The sequence below is a fragment of the Planococcus circulans genome, assembly GCF_020023385.1.
GTDB lineage: Bacteria > Bacillota > Bacilli > Bacillales_A > Planococcaceae > Planococcus.
Map to the genome: position 1 here is coordinate 784,130 of NZ_JAIQCL010000001.1, position 17,856 is coordinate 801,985.

The window sequence follows — 17,856 nt, forward strand, 5'->3', positions numbered from 1 at the left end:
TCTATGTTCCTTTATAAGGAACATCGTTTCATCAAATGAATCTTTCGTCAATTGTAAGCAAAAAAGAAAGCGTTGTCAATTTCAGCTCGTAGAATTTCTTAGGAAATTGAGTGTAAATGGAGCAGATCCCTGTCCCTGAGTAGTAACTTCAAGTACTTTGTGTAACGCAATTATATCTATTAAGAATCTCGATAAACGTAGCAAGGCCGCACCTCGAAACCGTTAGGCTCTCGATGCGGCGTTTTCTTTTCTAAGTAAATAGGTACTCATTATTGGACGCTTACTTTGAAACTCTACACAAGTGGCTTTTTCATCTTTCAATACTCAACTAAGCTGTGGCTATCGGAAGTCTTTATTTAATGCTCTTGCTAGAAAAACTGAAAACTCTGCTCTAGTAATAGCTTGACCAGGACGGAAAGTTTTATCTGAGTAACCGTAGGTGATTTTATTTTGAACCAGTCCTGAAATTGGTTTGGATGCCCAATGAGAAGTGGGTACATCTTTAAAAACTTGAGTATTATTCGCTTCGAACTTATACGCTAATGCCAATACTTGCGCCATTTCAGCACGGGTTATATTTTTGTCTGGTTTAAAGGATCCATTCGCATACCCGTTAAACAAACCAGCTTCTGTCACGGCAGCAATATCATTTTCCGCCCAATGATCACTATTTATATCCGAATATTCAGTCTTTTTAGTTGATGAGGAAATATTTAATGCAATAGCTAGCATTTTTGCTGCTTCAGCACGAGTTGTTTTTTTATTTGGCTGGAAAGTGCCATTCAGAAATCCTGCCACTATTTTTTTTTCGGAAAGATAGAGAACTTCATCATAAAACCAATGGCTAGTTTGAACATCTGAAAACGTTTCAGCTTTAACTGTTACTTGTGTTTCTTTGCTTATATTCCCTGCTTTATCAGTAGCAGTGACAGATAAAACAGTTCCAGCCTTTTGCTTTGGAATCACTACAGTAAATTCTCCTGTACTTTTAGTTACACCTGTTGCTACTAAGGTCTTACCTGATTTAACACCTACAGTAGATCCACTGGGCGCTGTTCCTATCAAATTAGTAGAAGTAGCTGTTATTACATTTACTTTAGGCTTTGATACAATCTCTTTATCTGTTAAGTAATAGTATCCCCCAATATTTATTTCTCCCTTTAATCCTTCTATACCAGCAACAACGTATCGATCTTTAACGTTTTTTATTGTATCAACGTAAATAGATACAGGCTCAGCACTTCCTTTTAATTGTTTCAAAGATACAATCAAGCCGTAACCGTTATTGTTCTCTGTAGATAAATTAGAAATATTAATATTTTTTATTTGCTCAATTGAAGAATTTGGCTCTATATCTATACCACTTTGAGGTGGTGTACCGTTTGTATTTGTTATTACAGCATTTGAAATATATAGATTAATAGCTGAAATAACGGAAATTCCTTGTCTACGATTATTGTTTAATACTGGATTCGTTATTTTTATATTTTCATTAAACCGTTGGTTCGCAGTACTTCCAATGTAAATTCCATCACCCCAACAATTAGAAACTTTAACGTTCTCAATAACTATATTATTAGACCCTTTAATACTTATACCAAAACCCCATTCACCCGCCTTACCTTGATGTTCTTGCCTTTCTCCTACTATTTCAGCGGCGCCTACTATATTCACATTGTTTACGTCATGGATTCTGAGTATTTGATAATGTTCTTCACTATTTGGTAAAGCTTTTAAAACTGCACCTTTTTCGAATTCTAAAGTGATATTATCTTTCAATACAATAGATTTAACTGCATCTATTAGATATGTTCCTTTAGGGAAAAAAACTCTCCCTCCTCCTTGCTCACTTTGAGAGTTGATTGCTTCTTGAATAAACCCCGTCTGATTTGTTTTCCCATCGTTATTTGCTCCGAATGAAATAATGCTTACTTTCTCTTCGGCAAATACAGCTACCGAATAAGAAAAAAATATAAAAGAAAGAAATGCGAAACTTATTACCCAAACAGTTAAGTTTTTTTCGATAAATTTCATTTTACCCCTCCTCTTTTTACCTACTTATATCACATAAAAAGAGAGTGAAAAGTAAATATATTAAATATGGGAAAAAATGATTTTTTATACCTGTTTTAAATTTTCTTTTCAATAAGGCAGTTTGAAACGTTTTTATGTTCAAATAATACAAAAAAAAATGGAGAATTAGTTAATAACTAATTCTCCATTTTTAAAATAAGTACTTTTTTTATTTTTTTTATAACCTTATTTTGTTGTTCTATGGTCATATTCGACCCGCTAGGCAAACAAACTCCAGTTTCAAATAACCATTCACTTACTATATCATCTGTTCCATGAGCATAAAACTCACATCCTTCAAACAGAGGTTGTAGGTGTAATGGTTTCCAAACTGGACGAGCTTCAATATTTTCTTTGCCAAGTTCTTCAATCAACTCATGGGGTGTTACCTTCACTTTTTTAGGATCTAGTGTGAACGTTGTTAACCAGCGGTTGCCATAGGTATCTTCTAGTTCAGGCATAAATTTTAATCCCTCAATCTCACCTAAAGCTTCAACATATCGATTAAAAATAGCTCTACGAGTATTTACACGTTCATCTAGAACTTGTAATTGCGCGCGTCCTACCCCTGCGAGGATATTGCTTAACCGATAGTTATAGCCGACTACGCTATGTTGATAATGGATTGCTGGATCTCTTGCTTGAGTAGCTAAAAATCTAGCTTTCTTTAGAGCTTGAGCATCATTTGAGACCAACATTCCCCCGCCAGAAGTTGTAATAATTTTGTTTCCATTAAAAGAAAAGATACCAAACCTACCAAATGATCCGCTTGGCTGTCCTTTATACAATGCTCCCAAAGACTCTGCTGCATCTTCTACAATCGGTACTCCATACTCTTCACTTAATTTCACTAATTCGTCCATCATGGCTACTTGTCCATATAGATTAACAATAATAATGGCTCTTGGAAGTTCCCCTTTTTCTTTTGCATCTTTTAAGGCTTTTTCTAAAGCAACAGGAGACATATTCCAGGTTGTCACTTCTGAATCAATAAACACCGGAGTGGCACCAGAATAAAGAATAGGGTTTGCACTCGCAATAAAAGTTAAACTTGAGCAAAATACTACATCCTCTTTACCAACTCCCAATAATTCAAGAGCTAAGTGAATGGCTGCAGTACCTGAACTTGTAGCTGCTGCATCTGTCATTTTTACATAGTCAGCGATTTCACGTTCAAAAGCATCTACGTTCGGACCCAACGGGGCAATCCAATTTGTCTCAAAGGCTTGATTGATATAATGTTGTTCTTTTCCACTCATATGCGGAGAAGAAAGAAATATTCTTTCAGTCATGATAGCAATCGCTCCTATGTTATTTAGTTAGTATTTCTCAATTAACTTCATTTGTTTTAATCACTTTAGCAGGAATACCCACCGCTGTTGAAAATTCTTTTATATCAGCTATTACAACAGAACCGGCACCAATAACACTCCACTGTCCTACTTTTTTCAATGGTATTATTGTTGCTCCTGCCCCTATATGAACACCCTCGCAAAGCTCAACTCCTCCGGCCATAATAGAACCGGGAGAGAGGTGAGCAAAGTCTTCAATAATACATTCATGTTCTATTACTGAATTGGAATTTACTATTGAGTGGATTCCAATATGTGCATCTGCATTTACAATAGCTCCTGGCATAATAACTGATCCCAGACCAATTTTAGCACTGGGACTTATAATCGTTTGTTTATGGATACAGGTTGCATACTGCTTATCTAAAAGGTTCAACCGCTCGACAACTTTTCTTCTGATGGGATTCGATCCAATTGACACGATAACTTTAGCTCGCTTTTCTTCTATTAATTCCTTCACGTGTGAGAGGGGTCCGTATAAACATCCGTCCTCAATAAAAATCTCACTATACTTATCATCCAATTTTGCAACTACATCATCGCCATTTGATTTAACTATGTCGGTAATCACTTTTCCATGTCCACTGTCACCTATTAAAATAATATTCATTTTAAGGCCTCCTGGATTTGGAATTTCCTTGGAATTTAGTCATCGTAGCCTGTCCGTCTTGTGAAATACCTTCTGATTTAAAGACTTTCATAACAGTCAGGATTAATATTTTCATATCCAACCAAAACGTCCGATTTTCTACATACCACACATCAAATTCAAACTTTTTTTCCCATTTGATAGTATTTCGACCATTGACCTGAGCCCACCCAGTAATACCCGGCCTGACATCATGACGTTTTAACTGTGTTTGATTATACAAATTCATGTATTCCATTAACAAAGGCCGTGGCCCTACGAAGCTCATATCCCCTTTAAGCACATTCCAAAGCTGCGGAAGCTCATCTAAACTTAACTTCCTTATAATTTTACCAAACGAAGTTAAGCGAACGTCATCAGGGAGCAGTTCTCCATTACTATCTTTTTCATCAGTCATAGATCTAAATTTATAAACTTTAAAAGGTTTGCCGTTCAATCCTGGCCGTACTTGAGTAAAAATTACTGGTGTTCCGATTTTCACCTTAATCAGAAAAGCCGTAATGGCGATAACAGGTGATAGCAAAACTAATGCGATTAAGCTTACTGCTATATCAAATATTCTTTTCATAACTCACACTTCTTTAGTTAGTTTATTGAACAATTTAATTTGTTTGGCCAACACTTTTTGTTCATCAAATGATTCTTCTACTATTTCACGACTCTTTAATGAAAATTCATGTCTAAGCTGGGGTTCAGCAACTAGCTTTTTCATTGAATCATAAAGTTCGTCAACATTTTCTTTTTCAAATAAAAACCCATTTTCATTTGGGAAAACTTCTTCTCTGCAGCCTCTAATGTTTGAAGCAATAATGGGTAACTTCATTCCCATTGCTTCAATGATTGATCTAGGAAGTCCTTCACGATGTGATGGAAGTACAAAAACATCGCTAGTTATAAGTAACTCCGGTATATCATTTCGAAATCCTAGATGATGTACTCCAGGAGATTTTAGCAATTCCTGCAATTCCTGATAACTTTCCTGATCACGTTCACTATCAAGCAAACCACCAATAAGGACTAGTTTTGCTTCTGGATATTCCTTGTGCAAGATATTGAAAGCTTGAAGCAATTCGAATATGCCCTTTTCCCTTACTAATCTACCAATAAAAGTAAAAACTACATCTTCACTAATTAAACCTAACTTAGGTCTCATATCTTCTAAATCACTATATTTACCGACATTAAACCGATTCCAAATATCTACTCCGTTACTTAAATGAAGAGTTTTATCTAAAGATATAAACTTGTCTTGAACAGCTAAATCATAGTCTTCAATACTTTGCAGAAGAAGCCAGTCCGTTGTCCATTTAGCAGCGTATTTTTCAATAGAATAGAAAACTTTATACGTTGATGGGCTCATTTCATCATGAAAATAAAATCCATGGGCAGTATAGATTACATTTTTTTGTCCCGCCATTTTAGCAGCTACTCTTGCTAGAAGAGCAGCTACAGGTGTATGGACATGGACTATATCATATTTTTCTTTTCGCATTAAAGATACGAAGGCTCGAATAGTCTTTAAATTGGAGAGAGGAGAAATCTTTCGATCTATGCTGATATCTATCATATGAAGACCATCTTTTTCTAATTCAGCAAATAGGCCCGTATCTGTACAGGCATTATGTACTTCGTATCCTTGCTTCATGCTTTCCTTAATAAGAGGTTTCAATAGCCGATCAACAGTAAAATCTATAGCGCATACTTGAAGAATTTTCGGTTTTTTAGGGATTACAATCTCCATAGTTCAATCTCTTCAGGTTTTTCATTTTGTGGTAAAATGCTTTTCACATCGACAAGTATTCCTTTTTCATTTCTTAATAAAGATTGGATCGTGCTCCAGCTTTTTTGCACATATTCTCTATGAGGAACAGCAAGAACTACGGCATCAGCTTTTTTCAGCTCATCATATGGAATTAATGTTACGCCATACTCTCGCTCTGCTTCTTGTGAACCAGCTTCAGCATCCGTCACCTGTACATCAATATCATATTCCTGAAGTTCGCGAATAACATCAATAACTTTTGAGTTGCGCAGATCTGGAACATTTTCTTTAAATGTAAGTCCTAACACGGTAACTTTTGCACCTTGAACTCCTACACCCTGTTTAATTAATTTTTTCACTAGAGTTCTTGCGATGTATTTCCCAAGATCATCATTTATTCTCCGACCTGCTAAAATAACATCTGGTTGATAGCCAACAGCTTGAGCTTTGTGAGTAAGATAGTAAGGGTCTACCCCAATACAATGCCCGCCCACTAAACCTGGTGAAAAGTTAAGGAAGTTCCATTTAGTTCCTGCAGCTGCCAATACTTCAGCGGTATCAATGTCAAGAAGGTCGAAGATTAATGCCAATTCATTCATTAAAGCAATGTTTACATCACGCTGAGTGTTTTCAATAACTTTTGCAGCTTCTGCAACTTTAATTGAGCTCGCTTTGTGTACTCCAGCTTTCACGACACTGCAATATGTATCAGCAACTATTTCAAGCACTTCAGGAGTTTGGCCTGAAACCACCTTAGTGATTGTTGTAAACGTATGTTCTTTGTCACCTGGGTTAATGCGTTCTGGCGAATAACCTACAAAAAAGTCCGTACCGCATTTCAATCCAGAAAACTTTTCAAGTACTGGTACACAGTCTTCTTCAGTTGCTCCAGGATAGACTGTAGATTCAAATACCACAATCGTTCCTTTACTTAAGTTTTTACCAACAGTTTCTGATGCTTTAAGAAGAGGTGTTAAATCTGGTTGATTATGTTCATTAATCGGCGTTGGTACAGCCACAATGATAAAATCTGTATCTTTCAATTTTGAAGCATCCGACGTAAAGTCGATGTTTACTTCTTTCAGTTCTTCATCCGTTACTTCATTTGTGTAATCTGTTCCACCTATTAAACTAGAAATCCGATTTGCATTGATATCAAATCCTATAATATGATGTTCATGTCCAAATGCTACTGCTACCGGTAACCCTACGTACCCTAATCCTACAACGCCAATTTTTCTATTCATTATAATTTCACTCCATAATAACTGACATACCAGTCAACGAATTTTCCTACGCCATCTTTAATATTTGTTTCTGGTTGAAAATCAATGTCCCTGTAGAGGTCTTCTACATTTGCATAAGTAGCTGGAACATCTCCTGCTTGGAGCGGCATAAAGTTCTTAATCGCTTTCTTGCCAGTTTTCTCTTCGATAGCTTCAATAAAGTCCATTAAACGGACAGGGCTGTTATTTCCAATGTTATAGATTTTATAAGGTGCATAACTCGTACCTGGATCAGGATTTTCTCCCGTCCACTCAGGGTTCGGCTGAGCTGGTTTTTCGACCAGACGCGTAATAGCTTCTACAATATCATCAACATACGTAAAGTCTCTCATCATCTCGCCATTGTTAAAGACATTGATTGCCTTGCCTTCAAGGATATTTTTTGTGAACATAAACAAGGCCATATCAGGACGTCCCCATGGACCATATACAGTAAAGAACCTTAAACCAGTTGTTGGAATGTCATATAGACTACTATATGTATGAGCCATTAATTCATTGGCTTTCTTAGTTGCTGCATATAGGCTAAGTGGATGATCAATATTGTCATGAACTGAGAATGGCAAAGAAGTATTTGCCCCGTATACTGAGCTTGATGAAGCATATATTAGGTGTTTAATCTCGTTATGGCGACTAGCTTCAAGTATATTCATGAAGCCTACAATATTAGAATCAATATAAGCACGTGGGTTTTCGATGCTATAGCGAACTCCAGCTTGAGCAGCTAAGTTTACTACTACATCAGGTTTTTCTTTTTCAAAAATGCTAGCAATTTCTTTACTGTCTTCTAAATCTGTTTTATGAAATATAAAGTTCGAGTTTTCTAATAAACTTAAACGTGCTTCTTTTAGAGAGACCGAATAATAATCATTTAGATTATCAATTCCTATAATGGAGTAGTTTTGTTTTAAAAGTTTTTTTGCTAGGGTCGACCCTATGAAGCCAGCGGCTCCAGTTATTAGTATTTTCATATTTTTCCCTCCAAGGATGTAAACTAAATTATAAAGAAGTCTTCTTATTTCGTTTAGAATATGTTCTATGGGAAAGCATAGCCCAAGCAACAATAAATAATGGTATTAACTTTGTTCTATGTCTCATAGCAGTTCCTGCATTGCCTGTTCCATATGAAAATACAAATATACTGATGAATAATAGTATTACTAGTGAAACTTTAACTTTCTTTTCTAAGGAACTTTTCTTTATATAAGTTAATATCATTATTGCTAAGAAAATATATATGACGGAATCAAAGCCAAAACTTATTAAATCACTCATGCCACGCCAGTTAAAGGGAAGTGGAGAAAAAAGGAAAAATATCATCTTGAGAGGAGTTAAGAGGAATACAAGCCAACCATTTAAATGATTAAAGCTTTGTAAGTAAGCCGATCCTCCGCTATTCGTAACGTCTAAATTTTCTACCCCATCCTCTTGAAGGCTAAGAAATTTTGATAAAAATAAATCATCATTTAATAACAAAAACAAAAAAATAATAATAAAGAAAAATAAATAGAGTTTTTTATTTTTTATACCCTTTTTAGATTGCAAGAAAATCAATATGACTAAATAGGACAATAACACACCAATCATCCCAGCATGAAAAAGCATGGAAAATAAAATAAATATTATTGCAAACAAGAAACTCAAAAAGTTCTTTTTATTCATCCATGTAAAGAAATTATACAAAGATAACATAAGAAAAAATATAATTATTGATTCTCTCAAAAGAATACTTGTCATAAACATTAAATTTGGAGCAAAAGTAAAGATTACTAATGACCAAAAAATAAGCGTTTCATTTACGTTAAAAATCCGTAAGGTTTTTAATAAATAAATAGCTGAGAAAATCCAAAGAACAATATTTAGAAATTGAGCTAAAATGCGTTGATCTCCAAAAAAATAATAGAAACCCGACAATAGAGTCACATAAAAAGTTCTACCTTCAGATAATGACATTTCTCCATTAGCAATTTTTAAGGAAGCTGTATGGAAATATTCAGTGTCAGCTCCACTTCCAAATATAGGTATAAATGGAACATAAATATCTATTAAAAGAATAACTATTCTCAAACAAAATCCTATATAAATCAGAAAAATCCACTTTCCCGAATAATTTTTTAGCAAATAAACCGATACTGTAAAAAAAAGTATCGCAACTAATAAAAGACTATATATATCATTAATAATAATAAAATTCTTAATGATAAACGTTATGAGCGCTTGAAAAATAACTACTATGAAAATCAATAACATCTTAATAAAGCACTCCTTCTAATAGGGAAAGTTTTAATCATAAGTTAAATATATTCCGCAATCTAATTAACTCCTTTTAATTTTATAGTAAAATTTTTAGCCTATATAAAAAACAATTCATATAGCAAATATTTCAAGGATAAATATTCTCAAAATTGCATTAGAATTATTATGAATTTAAACTACGTTTTTTTTTTTTGACATAAGACAAGTACAAATTAAATATCTTTTATTTTTTTTATTGGAACTCCTGCAACTAACGAATTTGCTTCAATGTTTTTATTTACTATTGATCCTGCCGCTACAACTGATCGACTATTTATAGTGACTCCATTTAAAATCCGAACTCCACAACCAATCCAAACATCTTCATGTATTATAACGGGAGAAGATGTAACTACATTGTATTTAATAGGAAGTCCTGTATTATCCCACGTGTGAGAAGATGTTAATATACTTGAATTATGAGCGATTGAAACGTTATCCCCTATCGTTAAACCACCTTTAGCTTCAATATATGAAAAATCATGAATACTAACATTTTCACCTATTATTAACTTTTCGAAATTTTTTATTGTAACATATTTTCCAATATAAACATTACCTCCACATTCTTTGGCCAAATTCTTGAGTACGCAGTATCGTAGTGCCACACTCAAATTCCCACTATAATTTCCCGAGGAGTCCCACAAAATTTTTAAAAAAAAATTTGGTAAAGGCTTAAATATATAACTAAATAATAAAATTACTTTTCTATACTTTTTAAACATTCTCTCCACCACTATTCTTTAAATTATTGTACTGAACATAATTCATCAACTTTATTAAAAATGAACATTTAATTACAAACTGAAAAACAATTCCTATCAAAAATGATATAGCAGCGCCTAATGTACTAAAATTAGGAATCAAAACATAACTTGCTATACTAATGATGGTAATAGTGCCGATTTGAATATATAGAAGATTGTTAAATTTCTTCCAAGCACTAAATATAACGTCTATCAGTATCACATAATAAGTTAATATAGCTCCTCCCATAATTATTAAAAACTCCATGTGATAAGAAACGAATTCAGAAGTATAAACTTTGCTAAGAATTACATCTCCAAAAAGCAATAAAAGAATCCAACCGAAAATTGCTGTAATCCAAAATACTATACTAATTTTCAAATAAATTTTTTTTATATATTTTAAATTCTTCATATTTTTAACTACTATAGGCAATAGAAAACCGCTTATTGAAAACAAAATCGTGTTTCCAGCAGAATAAAAAAACATCAGAGAAGAAAAGAAGCCAAGCTCTTGAATACCATTTGTTATTTCTAAGTAAAATCTGGGTATGTTAGTATTCATAGAAGAAATTGCAAGTGTGATACCCAAAGATATACCAGCCAGTGAAAGTGAGAATATAGAAGTAATTTTTATTCCTTTATACAATTTTAGTTTAATCAAACCAAGACTCAGTAATTCTTTCAGTGCTAATATAATTGTAAAAACTAGCACTAAAAGAAAAATAAAAAGGGGGTTGAAAACTTTAATGAACAACAAACTAACTATTAAGATTGAACCTATTGATTGGAAAATCTTTATTCTTCCAATAATCTGATGTTCCATTTTTTTTTGACGAAATGCAAATAAAATTTCTTGTAGCGATTCTACGCCTTTTATAAAAGCAATGGTAAGTATCAAATAAAACTCTGAATGATTAAATTCTTTAATTAATAGAATAATCATTATTAATATCATGAAACAAAATATCATTATTAATCTATTCAATAAAAATGTTTCTCTTTTTGAATTTTCATTCGTAATATATATCGTCTTTAATCCCCAACTAAATAACATCAATATAGGACCGGAATAAGCTAAAGCTAATGAATATAATCCTACATCACTAATCGAGACTGTTTTCGCTAAAATTATAACTGTAATCCATTGAGATAATCCGAAAAATATATTACCAATTAAATACGTACTGAATTTTTTTTTCATAATTTATCCTCTTTATATATGACAGTTTGTCAATTTAAGTACGACATTTCACTCTTAACAGCTTTGCTTGCCGTTTTCGGTACTTCCTTGCTGGCAGTTTGAAACCTCATATTTTCTCATCAAAATCTAAAATTGTCATTTAGCAAGAAAATAACTTCCATACAATTTTTGTCTTTAAACCAGTTTCTTTATATATTATGATTTGTCTTTCAAAGCAATTATTTATTCCCTACTTTAACATTTGAAATAACTGCATTCTTTCGATTAGCTAACTCTATCAAAACATCCTTAACCTCATCATCCCGCATATCAGGCAGCTTATCCAAAAGATAAATCAACTCACCCTCACTAATCGGGTTCGCCTTCCCGATATAAATCTTCGGAAAAACCTGCTCGGTTTGGATCTCATTATCATTCAATAACTCTTCAAACAACTTCTCCCCAGGACGAATTCCAGAAAAATTGATGCCAATCTCGCCTTCTGAATAACCGGACAAGCGGATCAGGTTCTGTGCCAAATCGACAATCTTCACAGGCTCTCCCATATCCAAAACGAATACTTCTCCACCTTCAGCCAATGTTCCTGCCTGAATAACAAGACGTGATGCTTCTGGAATCGTCATGAAATAACGAGTCATTCGTGGATCAGTCACCGTAACCGGACCACCAGCCGCGATTTGTTTCTTGAACAGTGGAATAACCGACCCCCGGGAACCGAGTACGTTACCAAAGCGAACAGCCGCGAATTTTGTGTCGCTGCGCTTCGCCAAGTTTTGGACGATCATTTCCGCAAAACGTTTCGTCGCCCCCATGATGTTCGGCGGGTTCACCGCTTTATCGGTCGAGACCATAACGAAATTGCCTACTCCGCTCAAATGCGCAGCTTCTGCAACGTTCTTCGTACCATAGACATTGTTCTTGACCGCTTCCATCGGGTTCCCTTCCATCAACGGTACATGCTTATGCGCCGCTGCATGGTAGACAACATCTGGTTTATAGGTCTTCATGATTTCCAAGATGCGTTCGCGGTCTTGGACGTCTGCGATAATCGGGATAATTTCTGTATCAGGTGAGAGTTTTTGACGAAGCTCCATGTCGATCAAGTAAATCGAATTTTCGCCGTGGCCTAAAAGCAGGAGCTTCTTCGGACCAAAACGCGCAATTTGGCGTGAAATTTCAGAGCCGATCGAACCACCTGCCCCTGTTACCAAAATCGTTTTACTGGTCAACTGGTTCGCAATCTTGTTCATATCGAGCTTCACTTCATCACGACCCAACAGGTCTTCGATCTTCACGTCCTGGATATCCGTCACGGACACTTTCCCTGTCATGATGTCTTCAATGAGCGGAATCGTCTGTGTCCGAACTCCGGAGTCCATACAAGTCTTGATCAGTTCGGCGGTTTCCTGCTTACCGAGTGAAGGAATGGCGATGATGATGGTATCGATCAGATTATCCTTAGCGATTTCCGCAACGTCTTTCGTGTTGCCGTGGACGACCCGGACACCGTAAATATCAAGGCCTTGTTTGTTCTTATCGTCATCGACATATAATACCGGCAACAGGCCGTTTTCGGGATTAGCCAGCAATTGGCGAGCCACTAAGCTGCCTGCTTTCCCGGCACCTACTACTAAAGTTCGTTTCAGTTCTGAACTTTTGGGTTTCATCTTGTTGTCTCGGAACAGCCGCCATGACAAGCGCGATCCGCCGATTAAGATAAGATGCAGCATCCACGTAATCGCTAGAGCGCGGAAGAGCACATCGCCTCTGTACATGTATTGGACTAGACCAATCACGACGATGGACCAGCTGACCGCTTTGAAAATGGAAGTCAGTTCTCCGATCGAAGCGTACTCCCAAACTTTGCGATACAAGCCGTAATACATCGCCAACGCATGGTGGGCGACGAAAATCGTCAGCGCACTCGCCATCAGGAATTGGTTCTGAAGAACAGCTTCATAAGGGTAAAGCACATAATAACCAACGAATATAGAGAAAAATACAATTAATGAGTCAACAATCAGTAATAAAGACACACGGTTTTTCAACGACAAAGCAGTCAATCCTTTCAATACCCAGTACTATATACATAGCTTTGTAAAAATCTTATCTAACTCTAACATAGGTTGAAATGGAAATGATAGGATTTTTAAAACAAATTAATACTTTTTTATTATTTATTAAGCAAATATATTCCACCATTTCCCTTTTTGAATGTCATCAGGTTCCAGCACATGCAGATGATTATCCAACAGGATGCGTTCGTTGTTTTCCAGAAAAATATCGACCATGTCATGCTGCTTCTTTTTCTCCAGGTAATCGAGGCCTTCATTGAACAGGAATGGCCGTTTGTCCAGGCTGTGGACATCCGATCCATAGACATGGATCAAGTTGGCGTCGATCAGGGTCATGGCAGTACGCTGAATGGCTTTGCCGAAACTTCCGGCAACGGATCCCGCAGTGACTTGCGCCATTGCTCCGTGGAGTAAGAGTTTCTTTAAACGTTCCGGCTTTTCGATGATGCCTTGGTTGCGCTCAGCGTGGGCGATGATCGGCACGTAATTATTGGTGATCAATTGCTGGATGATCGGTACGGTGTAAGCTGGTATGCCGGATGACGGAAGCTCGAGCAGAACATAACGAGATCCTGCCATCGTCAACGCTTCTTTTGCCAGCAGCTTTTCCGGCAGCTTTTCGCTCAGGCGGCATTCCTGGCCGCTGTAGATTTTAATCGGCAGCTGTTCTTGTGCGATATAGCTATTGACCAGCTCCAATTGCTTTTTTAATGCTGCGAGGTTTGTTTGGAAGTTCGGGTGAAAGGCGTGTGGTGTGGCGATGATGCCGGTCAGCTGTTCGTCAACAGCTTTTTCCAACATCCGTTTTGTCTGTTCCATCGTTTCCGCTCCGTCATCTAGACCGGGCAGGATATGAGCATGCGTATCGATCATTTCATGTTCCTCCTTGTGCGCTTAAAAAAAAGTAAAAAGGAAAATCCTTTTTACTCTGCATTCCCGTAATATTGATAATAATAGCTGTCTTTTGCCAGAGCGTAATTATTCAGTACCGCGCCAATCAGACGGCTGTTGGATGACTCGATGGCTTCTTTGGCTTTCAGCGCCATTTCTTTTTCGGTATTGCCCGAGCTGACGACCAGAATCGTGCCTTCGCATTTGTTCGCCAAAATCTGTCCATCGGTTACGGAAAGAACAGGCGGTGCATCGAAGATGATCAGGTCATACATTTCTTTCAGTTGTTCGATCAATGTTGTCATTGACTTGGAAGCGAGCAGTTCTGCCGGGTTCGGCGGAATCGGACCGCATGTCATCAAATCCAGGCGTTCAACCGCTGTTGGGCGGATGACTTCCTGGATGGAATTTTGGCGCGTCAATACACTCGACAATCCAACCGTGTTCCCCATACGGAATGTGTAATGCGTCGTCGGTTTGCGCATATCGCCGTCCACCAGCAAGACTTTCTTTCCTTCCTGTGCGAAGACGACTGCCAGGTTGGCCGACGTTGTCGACTTTCCTTCTGACGGAGCTGCAGACGTGACGACAAGCGTACGGATTTCTGCATCCGGTGATGAAAAGTTGATGTTGGTGCGCAAGGTACGGAATTGTTCCGCTACGAACGAGCGGGGTGTGGTGAATGCGATGAGTTTACGTGCAGTTTCCTGCAGGACTTTTTTCTTTCTTGCCATAGCGTTACACCGCCCTTCTTCTAGATGATGCAGTTGGTTGATCCAACTTGGCTTCTTCTTTAATAGGAGAAATGATGCCGAGCATCGGAATGCCTAAGATGTCTTCTATATCCTGTTGCGTTTTAATGGACGTATCCAAGTATTCAAGCAGGAACGCGATTCCCACGCCAAGCATCAAGCCGATTACTGCGGCAATCGCCATATTCAACATCGGGTTCGGTGCGACCGGTGATGGATTTTCTTTCAGTACAGCTGGTGACAAGATCGACACGTTGTCGACATTCATCAATTCCATGATTTCGCCTTCAAAGACTTCTGCGGTTTTATTGGCGATTTCCACTGCCTTTGCCGGGTCTTCGTCTTGTACCGTAACGTTGACCACTTGCGAGTTTTCAGCGGTCGCGACGGTGATTTTTTCGTTCAGCTGCTCGACGGACATATCAAGGCCTAACTGGCTTGATACTTCATCTAATATCGCCGGGCTTTTGATGATGACTGAATATGTATTGATCAATTGAAGATCGGTTTGGATGTTTTGGTTCGTCAATTGGCTGGCTTCTGTCTGTTCCTGGTTGACCAGGATCTGTGTCGATGTCTCATACATCGGGGTCAGGACTAGAAAAGAAACAACGCCTGCGATGGTGATGGCTAGTATCGTCATGAGTGTTATTAACCCGGCCCGTTTTTTTAGGGTTTTGAACAGGTCTTGTAAGCTGATGGTTTCTTCCATGTAGTAAGTATCTCCTTTAATTAGCATATTCTTGCCAGTCTCTTTTATAAACAACTTAAAATAGTATAGCATAGGAAAGAGTCGAAAGAACTTCCAAATTTAAAATGTTTTATAGGCTATTAGAATGATTTATGCTATCTTTATTTGTAAGTATGGATTTTTTTTGAAAGGAGTATTCGATGAAATTGTATAAAATTGGCGCCGTTTTGGCTGTATTTGTGTGTGTCGTTGCATTAGTATTCAGCTATTTGACCTGGCAGGATAAACTTGAAAATGTATTGGATAAACCGGAGGAAGCGCGTGCCCAGTCTGCTGATAAAGCAGAAGAAGAAACGGAAGCCGAAACAAATGACGATTCTGTGAACATTGAAGGATTGACCGCTAATATGGATCTACAGGTTCAGGCGATTTTTGAAGCGCGAAATAGCGAAGATGAAAGCGTGAAACTGCTGATTGCGGGTTCTGCAGCGTTGGCATCGGGTGTACCCGGCTACGCGGAGCAGTTGGAAGCGTCTTTAGCGGAAGCGTATGGCAACTTTATCGAGGCGGATATCGTTTCTATAGAAGGAACGTCTGAATCCCTGGCGAATGTCGATCTTTCGGCAGGCTATGACGTGGTTCTGCTTGAGCCGATGACGTTGATGAACAACGACCGCATCGCCATCGAACAAGAACGCGAGCACATCAAAGAGTTTGACGCTGCACTGACTGCTGAGAAGGAAGACGCGCTAGTGGTCCTCCATCCCCCGCAGCCGATTTACGGCGCCGGCTATTATTTATCGCAAGTGACCGCATTGAATGAATTTGCGTCGACAAACGGTTATGCTTATATTGATCACTGGTCCGCGTGGCCAGATACAGATGATGAGTTGCTGAAGGAATATTTGGCGGAAGACGGATTACCGAACAACAAAGGCGCACAGGTATGGGCAGAAGAATTACAGGCGTATTTTATCGCCAACTAAAAGGGGCAAAGCTTGATGAGCAGAAGAGACAAAAAAAACAAGAAGAAAAAATGGCCGTGGATCGTGGGGATTCTTGGACTGATCGTCATCGGCCTCGGGATTTACCTGTTTACGGTATATAGCACGTTCACGAACACACTGGAAGAAATCCACGAGCCGATTGAACGCGAAGCCTCGGAAAAACGCACGACGGACCAGGCAGTCGACCTGAGTCAGGAAGATCCGTTTTCAGTCTTGCTGCTGGGTGTCGATGAGCGGGAAGACGACCGCGGCCGTTCGGATACGGTAGTTGTGATGACGGTTAATCCAGCGGAACAATCGACGAAGATGGTGTCGATCCCGCGTGACACGTACACGGAGATTGTGGGACGCGGCACGATGGATAAGATCAACCACGCGTATGCATTCGGCGGCATCGAAATGTCGATGGCGACTGTAGAAAACCTGTTGGACATTCCGATAGATTATGTCATGCAAGTGAATATGGAAGGCTTTAAGGACATTGTTGATGCAGTTGATGGGGTTGAAGTGAATAACACGATGGCGTTTGATGAGTTTTCCGAAGGAACGCTCGAGTTGAACGGCGAAGAAGCGTTGGCTTATGTGAGAATGCGCAAACAGGATCCGGAAGGCGACTTTGGCCGACAGAATCGCCAGAAGCAAGTGATCCAGGGCATCATGAAAAAAGGGGCGTCTGTGAATAGCTTACTGAACTATAAGGACATCTTTACTGCCCTCGGAGATAATGTCCGCACGAATATGACGTTTGACGAGATGATGGATGTGCAGTCGAACTACCGCGACGCGATCGGCACGGTTGATCAGCTAATGGTGGAGGATGGTTACGGAGAGACGATCAATGGCATCTGGTATTACATGATGGACGAAGCCGAGTTGGCGGAGATCCAGTCGACGTTGAAAGAGCATTTGAATATGTAATTTTGGTGAGTGAGGAGTGCAACCCCGTTTCGGGGTGGCGCTCTTTTTCTTTTGGTAGAGAATTTTTTGAGATTTTCTATAAGTCGCTTTGGTGGTAGCTTTTGGCGGGTTTCTGTAAGTCGCTTCGGTGCTCTGGAATGGACTCCCGCGCTAAG

The 17,856-nt window shown here is 38.1% G+C and carries 16 protein-coding genes; 2 read left to right on the forward strand and 14 right to left on the reverse strand.

Features of this window, described 5'->3' with window-relative positions; all coding sequences use genetic code 11:
- Window positions 1-339: 339 nt before the first annotated feature.
- The 14 genes from K8U60_RS03840 to K8U60_RS03905 form a co-directional block, all read right to left on the reverse strand.
- Entirely contained in the window at window positions 340-2,034 is a 1,695-nt protein-coding gene (locus tag K8U60_RS03840) for an S-layer homology domain-containing protein (protein ID WP_223634638.1), read from the reverse strand.
- 176 nt (window positions 2,035-2,210) lie between these two features.
- Complete coding sequence (locus K8U60_RS03845) at window positions 2,211-3,365, reverse strand: aminotransferase class I/II-fold pyridoxal phosphate-dependent enzyme (RefSeq protein ID WP_223634640.1); 1,155 nt, start codon at window positions 3,363-3,365, stop codon at window positions 2,211-2,213.
- A 37-nt stretch (window positions 3,366-3,402) separates the two neighbouring features.
- Window positions 3,403-4,035 carry an acetyltransferase gene (locus tag K8U60_RS03850; protein ID WP_223634642.1) on the reverse strand — a complete coding sequence of 211 codons (633 nt, stop codon included), beginning with the start codon at window positions 4,033-4,035 and terminating at the stop codon, window positions 3,403-3,405.
- A 1-nt stretch (window position 4,036) separates the two neighbouring features.
- Window positions 4,037-4,642, reverse strand: coding sequence for a sugar transferase (locus K8U60_RS03855; protein WP_223634644.1), 606 nt, complete (start codon window positions 4,640-4,642; stop codon window positions 4,037-4,039).
- Between the two features lie 3 nt (window positions 4,643-4,645).
- Entirely contained in the window at window positions 4,646-5,815 is a 1,170-nt protein-coding gene (locus tag K8U60_RS03860) for a glycosyltransferase family 4 protein (protein ID WP_223634646.1), read from the reverse strand.
- Window positions 5,803-7,083, reverse strand: coding sequence for a nucleotide sugar dehydrogenase (locus K8U60_RS03865; protein ID WP_223634650.1), 1,281 nt, complete (start codon window positions 7,081-7,083; stop codon window positions 5,803-5,805). Before K8U60_RS03865 ends, K8U60_RS03860 begins: the two co-directional genes overlap by 13 nt.
- Window positions 7,083-8,093 (reverse strand): NAD-dependent epimerase, encoded by a 1,011-nt coding sequence (locus K8U60_RS03870; protein ID WP_223634653.1) that lies wholly within the window; start codon window positions 8,091-8,093, stop codon window positions 7,083-7,085. Before K8U60_RS03870 ends, K8U60_RS03865 begins: the two co-directional genes overlap by 1 nt.
- A 28-nt stretch (window positions 8,094-8,121) precedes the next feature.
- The gene (locus K8U60_RS03875) at window positions 8,122-9,372 is read right to left on the reverse strand and encodes a hypothetical protein (RefSeq protein ID WP_223634656.1); all 1,251 of its coding nucleotides are present in this window, start codon (window positions 9,370-9,372) and stop codon (window positions 8,122-8,124) included.
- Window positions 9,373-9,590: 218 nt separating this feature from the next.
- Complete coding sequence (locus K8U60_RS03880) at window positions 9,591-10,142, reverse strand: acyltransferase (protein WP_223634657.1); 552 nt, start codon at window positions 10,140-10,142, stop codon at window positions 9,591-9,593.
- A complete protein-coding gene (locus K8U60_RS03885; RefSeq protein WP_223634660.1) occupies window positions 10,135-11,367 on the reverse strand; it encodes a lipopolysaccharide biosynthesis protein in 1,233 nt (410 codons plus the stop codon). The genes K8U60_RS03880 and K8U60_RS03885 overlap by 8 nt, the downstream gene beginning before the upstream one ends.
- Before the next feature lie 218 nt (window positions 11,368-11,585).
- Window positions 11,586-13,421, reverse strand: a complete 1,836-nt coding sequence (locus tag K8U60_RS03890; RefSeq protein WP_317851898.1) for a polysaccharide biosynthesis protein — start codon at window positions 13,419-13,421, stop codon at window positions 11,586-11,588.
- A gap of 126 nt (window positions 13,422-13,547) precedes the next feature.
- Window positions 13,548-14,315 carry a tyrosine-protein phosphatase gene (locus K8U60_RS03895; RefSeq protein WP_223634663.1) on the reverse strand — a complete coding sequence of 256 codons (768 nt, stop codon included), beginning with the start codon at window positions 14,313-14,315 and terminating at the stop codon, window positions 13,548-13,550.
- Window positions 14,316-14,365: 50 nt separating this feature from the next.
- Window positions 14,366-15,067, reverse strand: coding sequence for a CpsD/CapB family tyrosine-protein kinase (locus tag K8U60_RS03900; protein WP_223634665.1), 702 nt, complete (start codon window positions 15,065-15,067; stop codon window positions 14,366-14,368).
- Between the two features lie 4 nt (window positions 15,068-15,071).
- Window positions 15,072-15,797 carry a YveK family protein gene (locus tag K8U60_RS03905; RefSeq protein WP_223634667.1) on the reverse strand — a complete coding sequence of 242 codons (726 nt, stop codon included), beginning with the start codon at window positions 15,795-15,797 and terminating at the stop codon, window positions 15,072-15,074.
- Window positions 15,798-15,976: 179 nt separating this feature from the next.
- Here K8U60_RS03905 and K8U60_RS03910 point away from each other — a divergent pair, with 179 nt between their 5' ends.
- Together K8U60_RS03910 and tagU are read left to right on the forward strand one after the other, a co-directional pair.
- The gene (locus K8U60_RS03910; RefSeq protein ID WP_223634669.1) at window positions 15,977-16,762 is read left to right on the forward strand and encodes an SGNH/GDSL hydrolase family protein; all 786 of its coding nucleotides are present in this window, start codon (window positions 15,977-15,979) and stop codon (window positions 16,760-16,762) included.
- 15 nt (window positions 16,763-16,777) lie between these two features.
- Window positions 16,778-17,701 carry a polyisoprenyl-teichoic acid--peptidoglycan teichoic acid transferase TagU gene (gene tagU / locus K8U60_RS03915; RefSeq protein ID WP_223634671.1) on the forward strand — a complete coding sequence of 308 codons (924 nt, stop codon included), beginning with the start codon at window positions 16,778-16,780 and terminating at the stop codon, window positions 17,699-17,701.
- The last annotated feature ends 155 nt before the right edge of the window (window positions 17,702-17,856 follow it).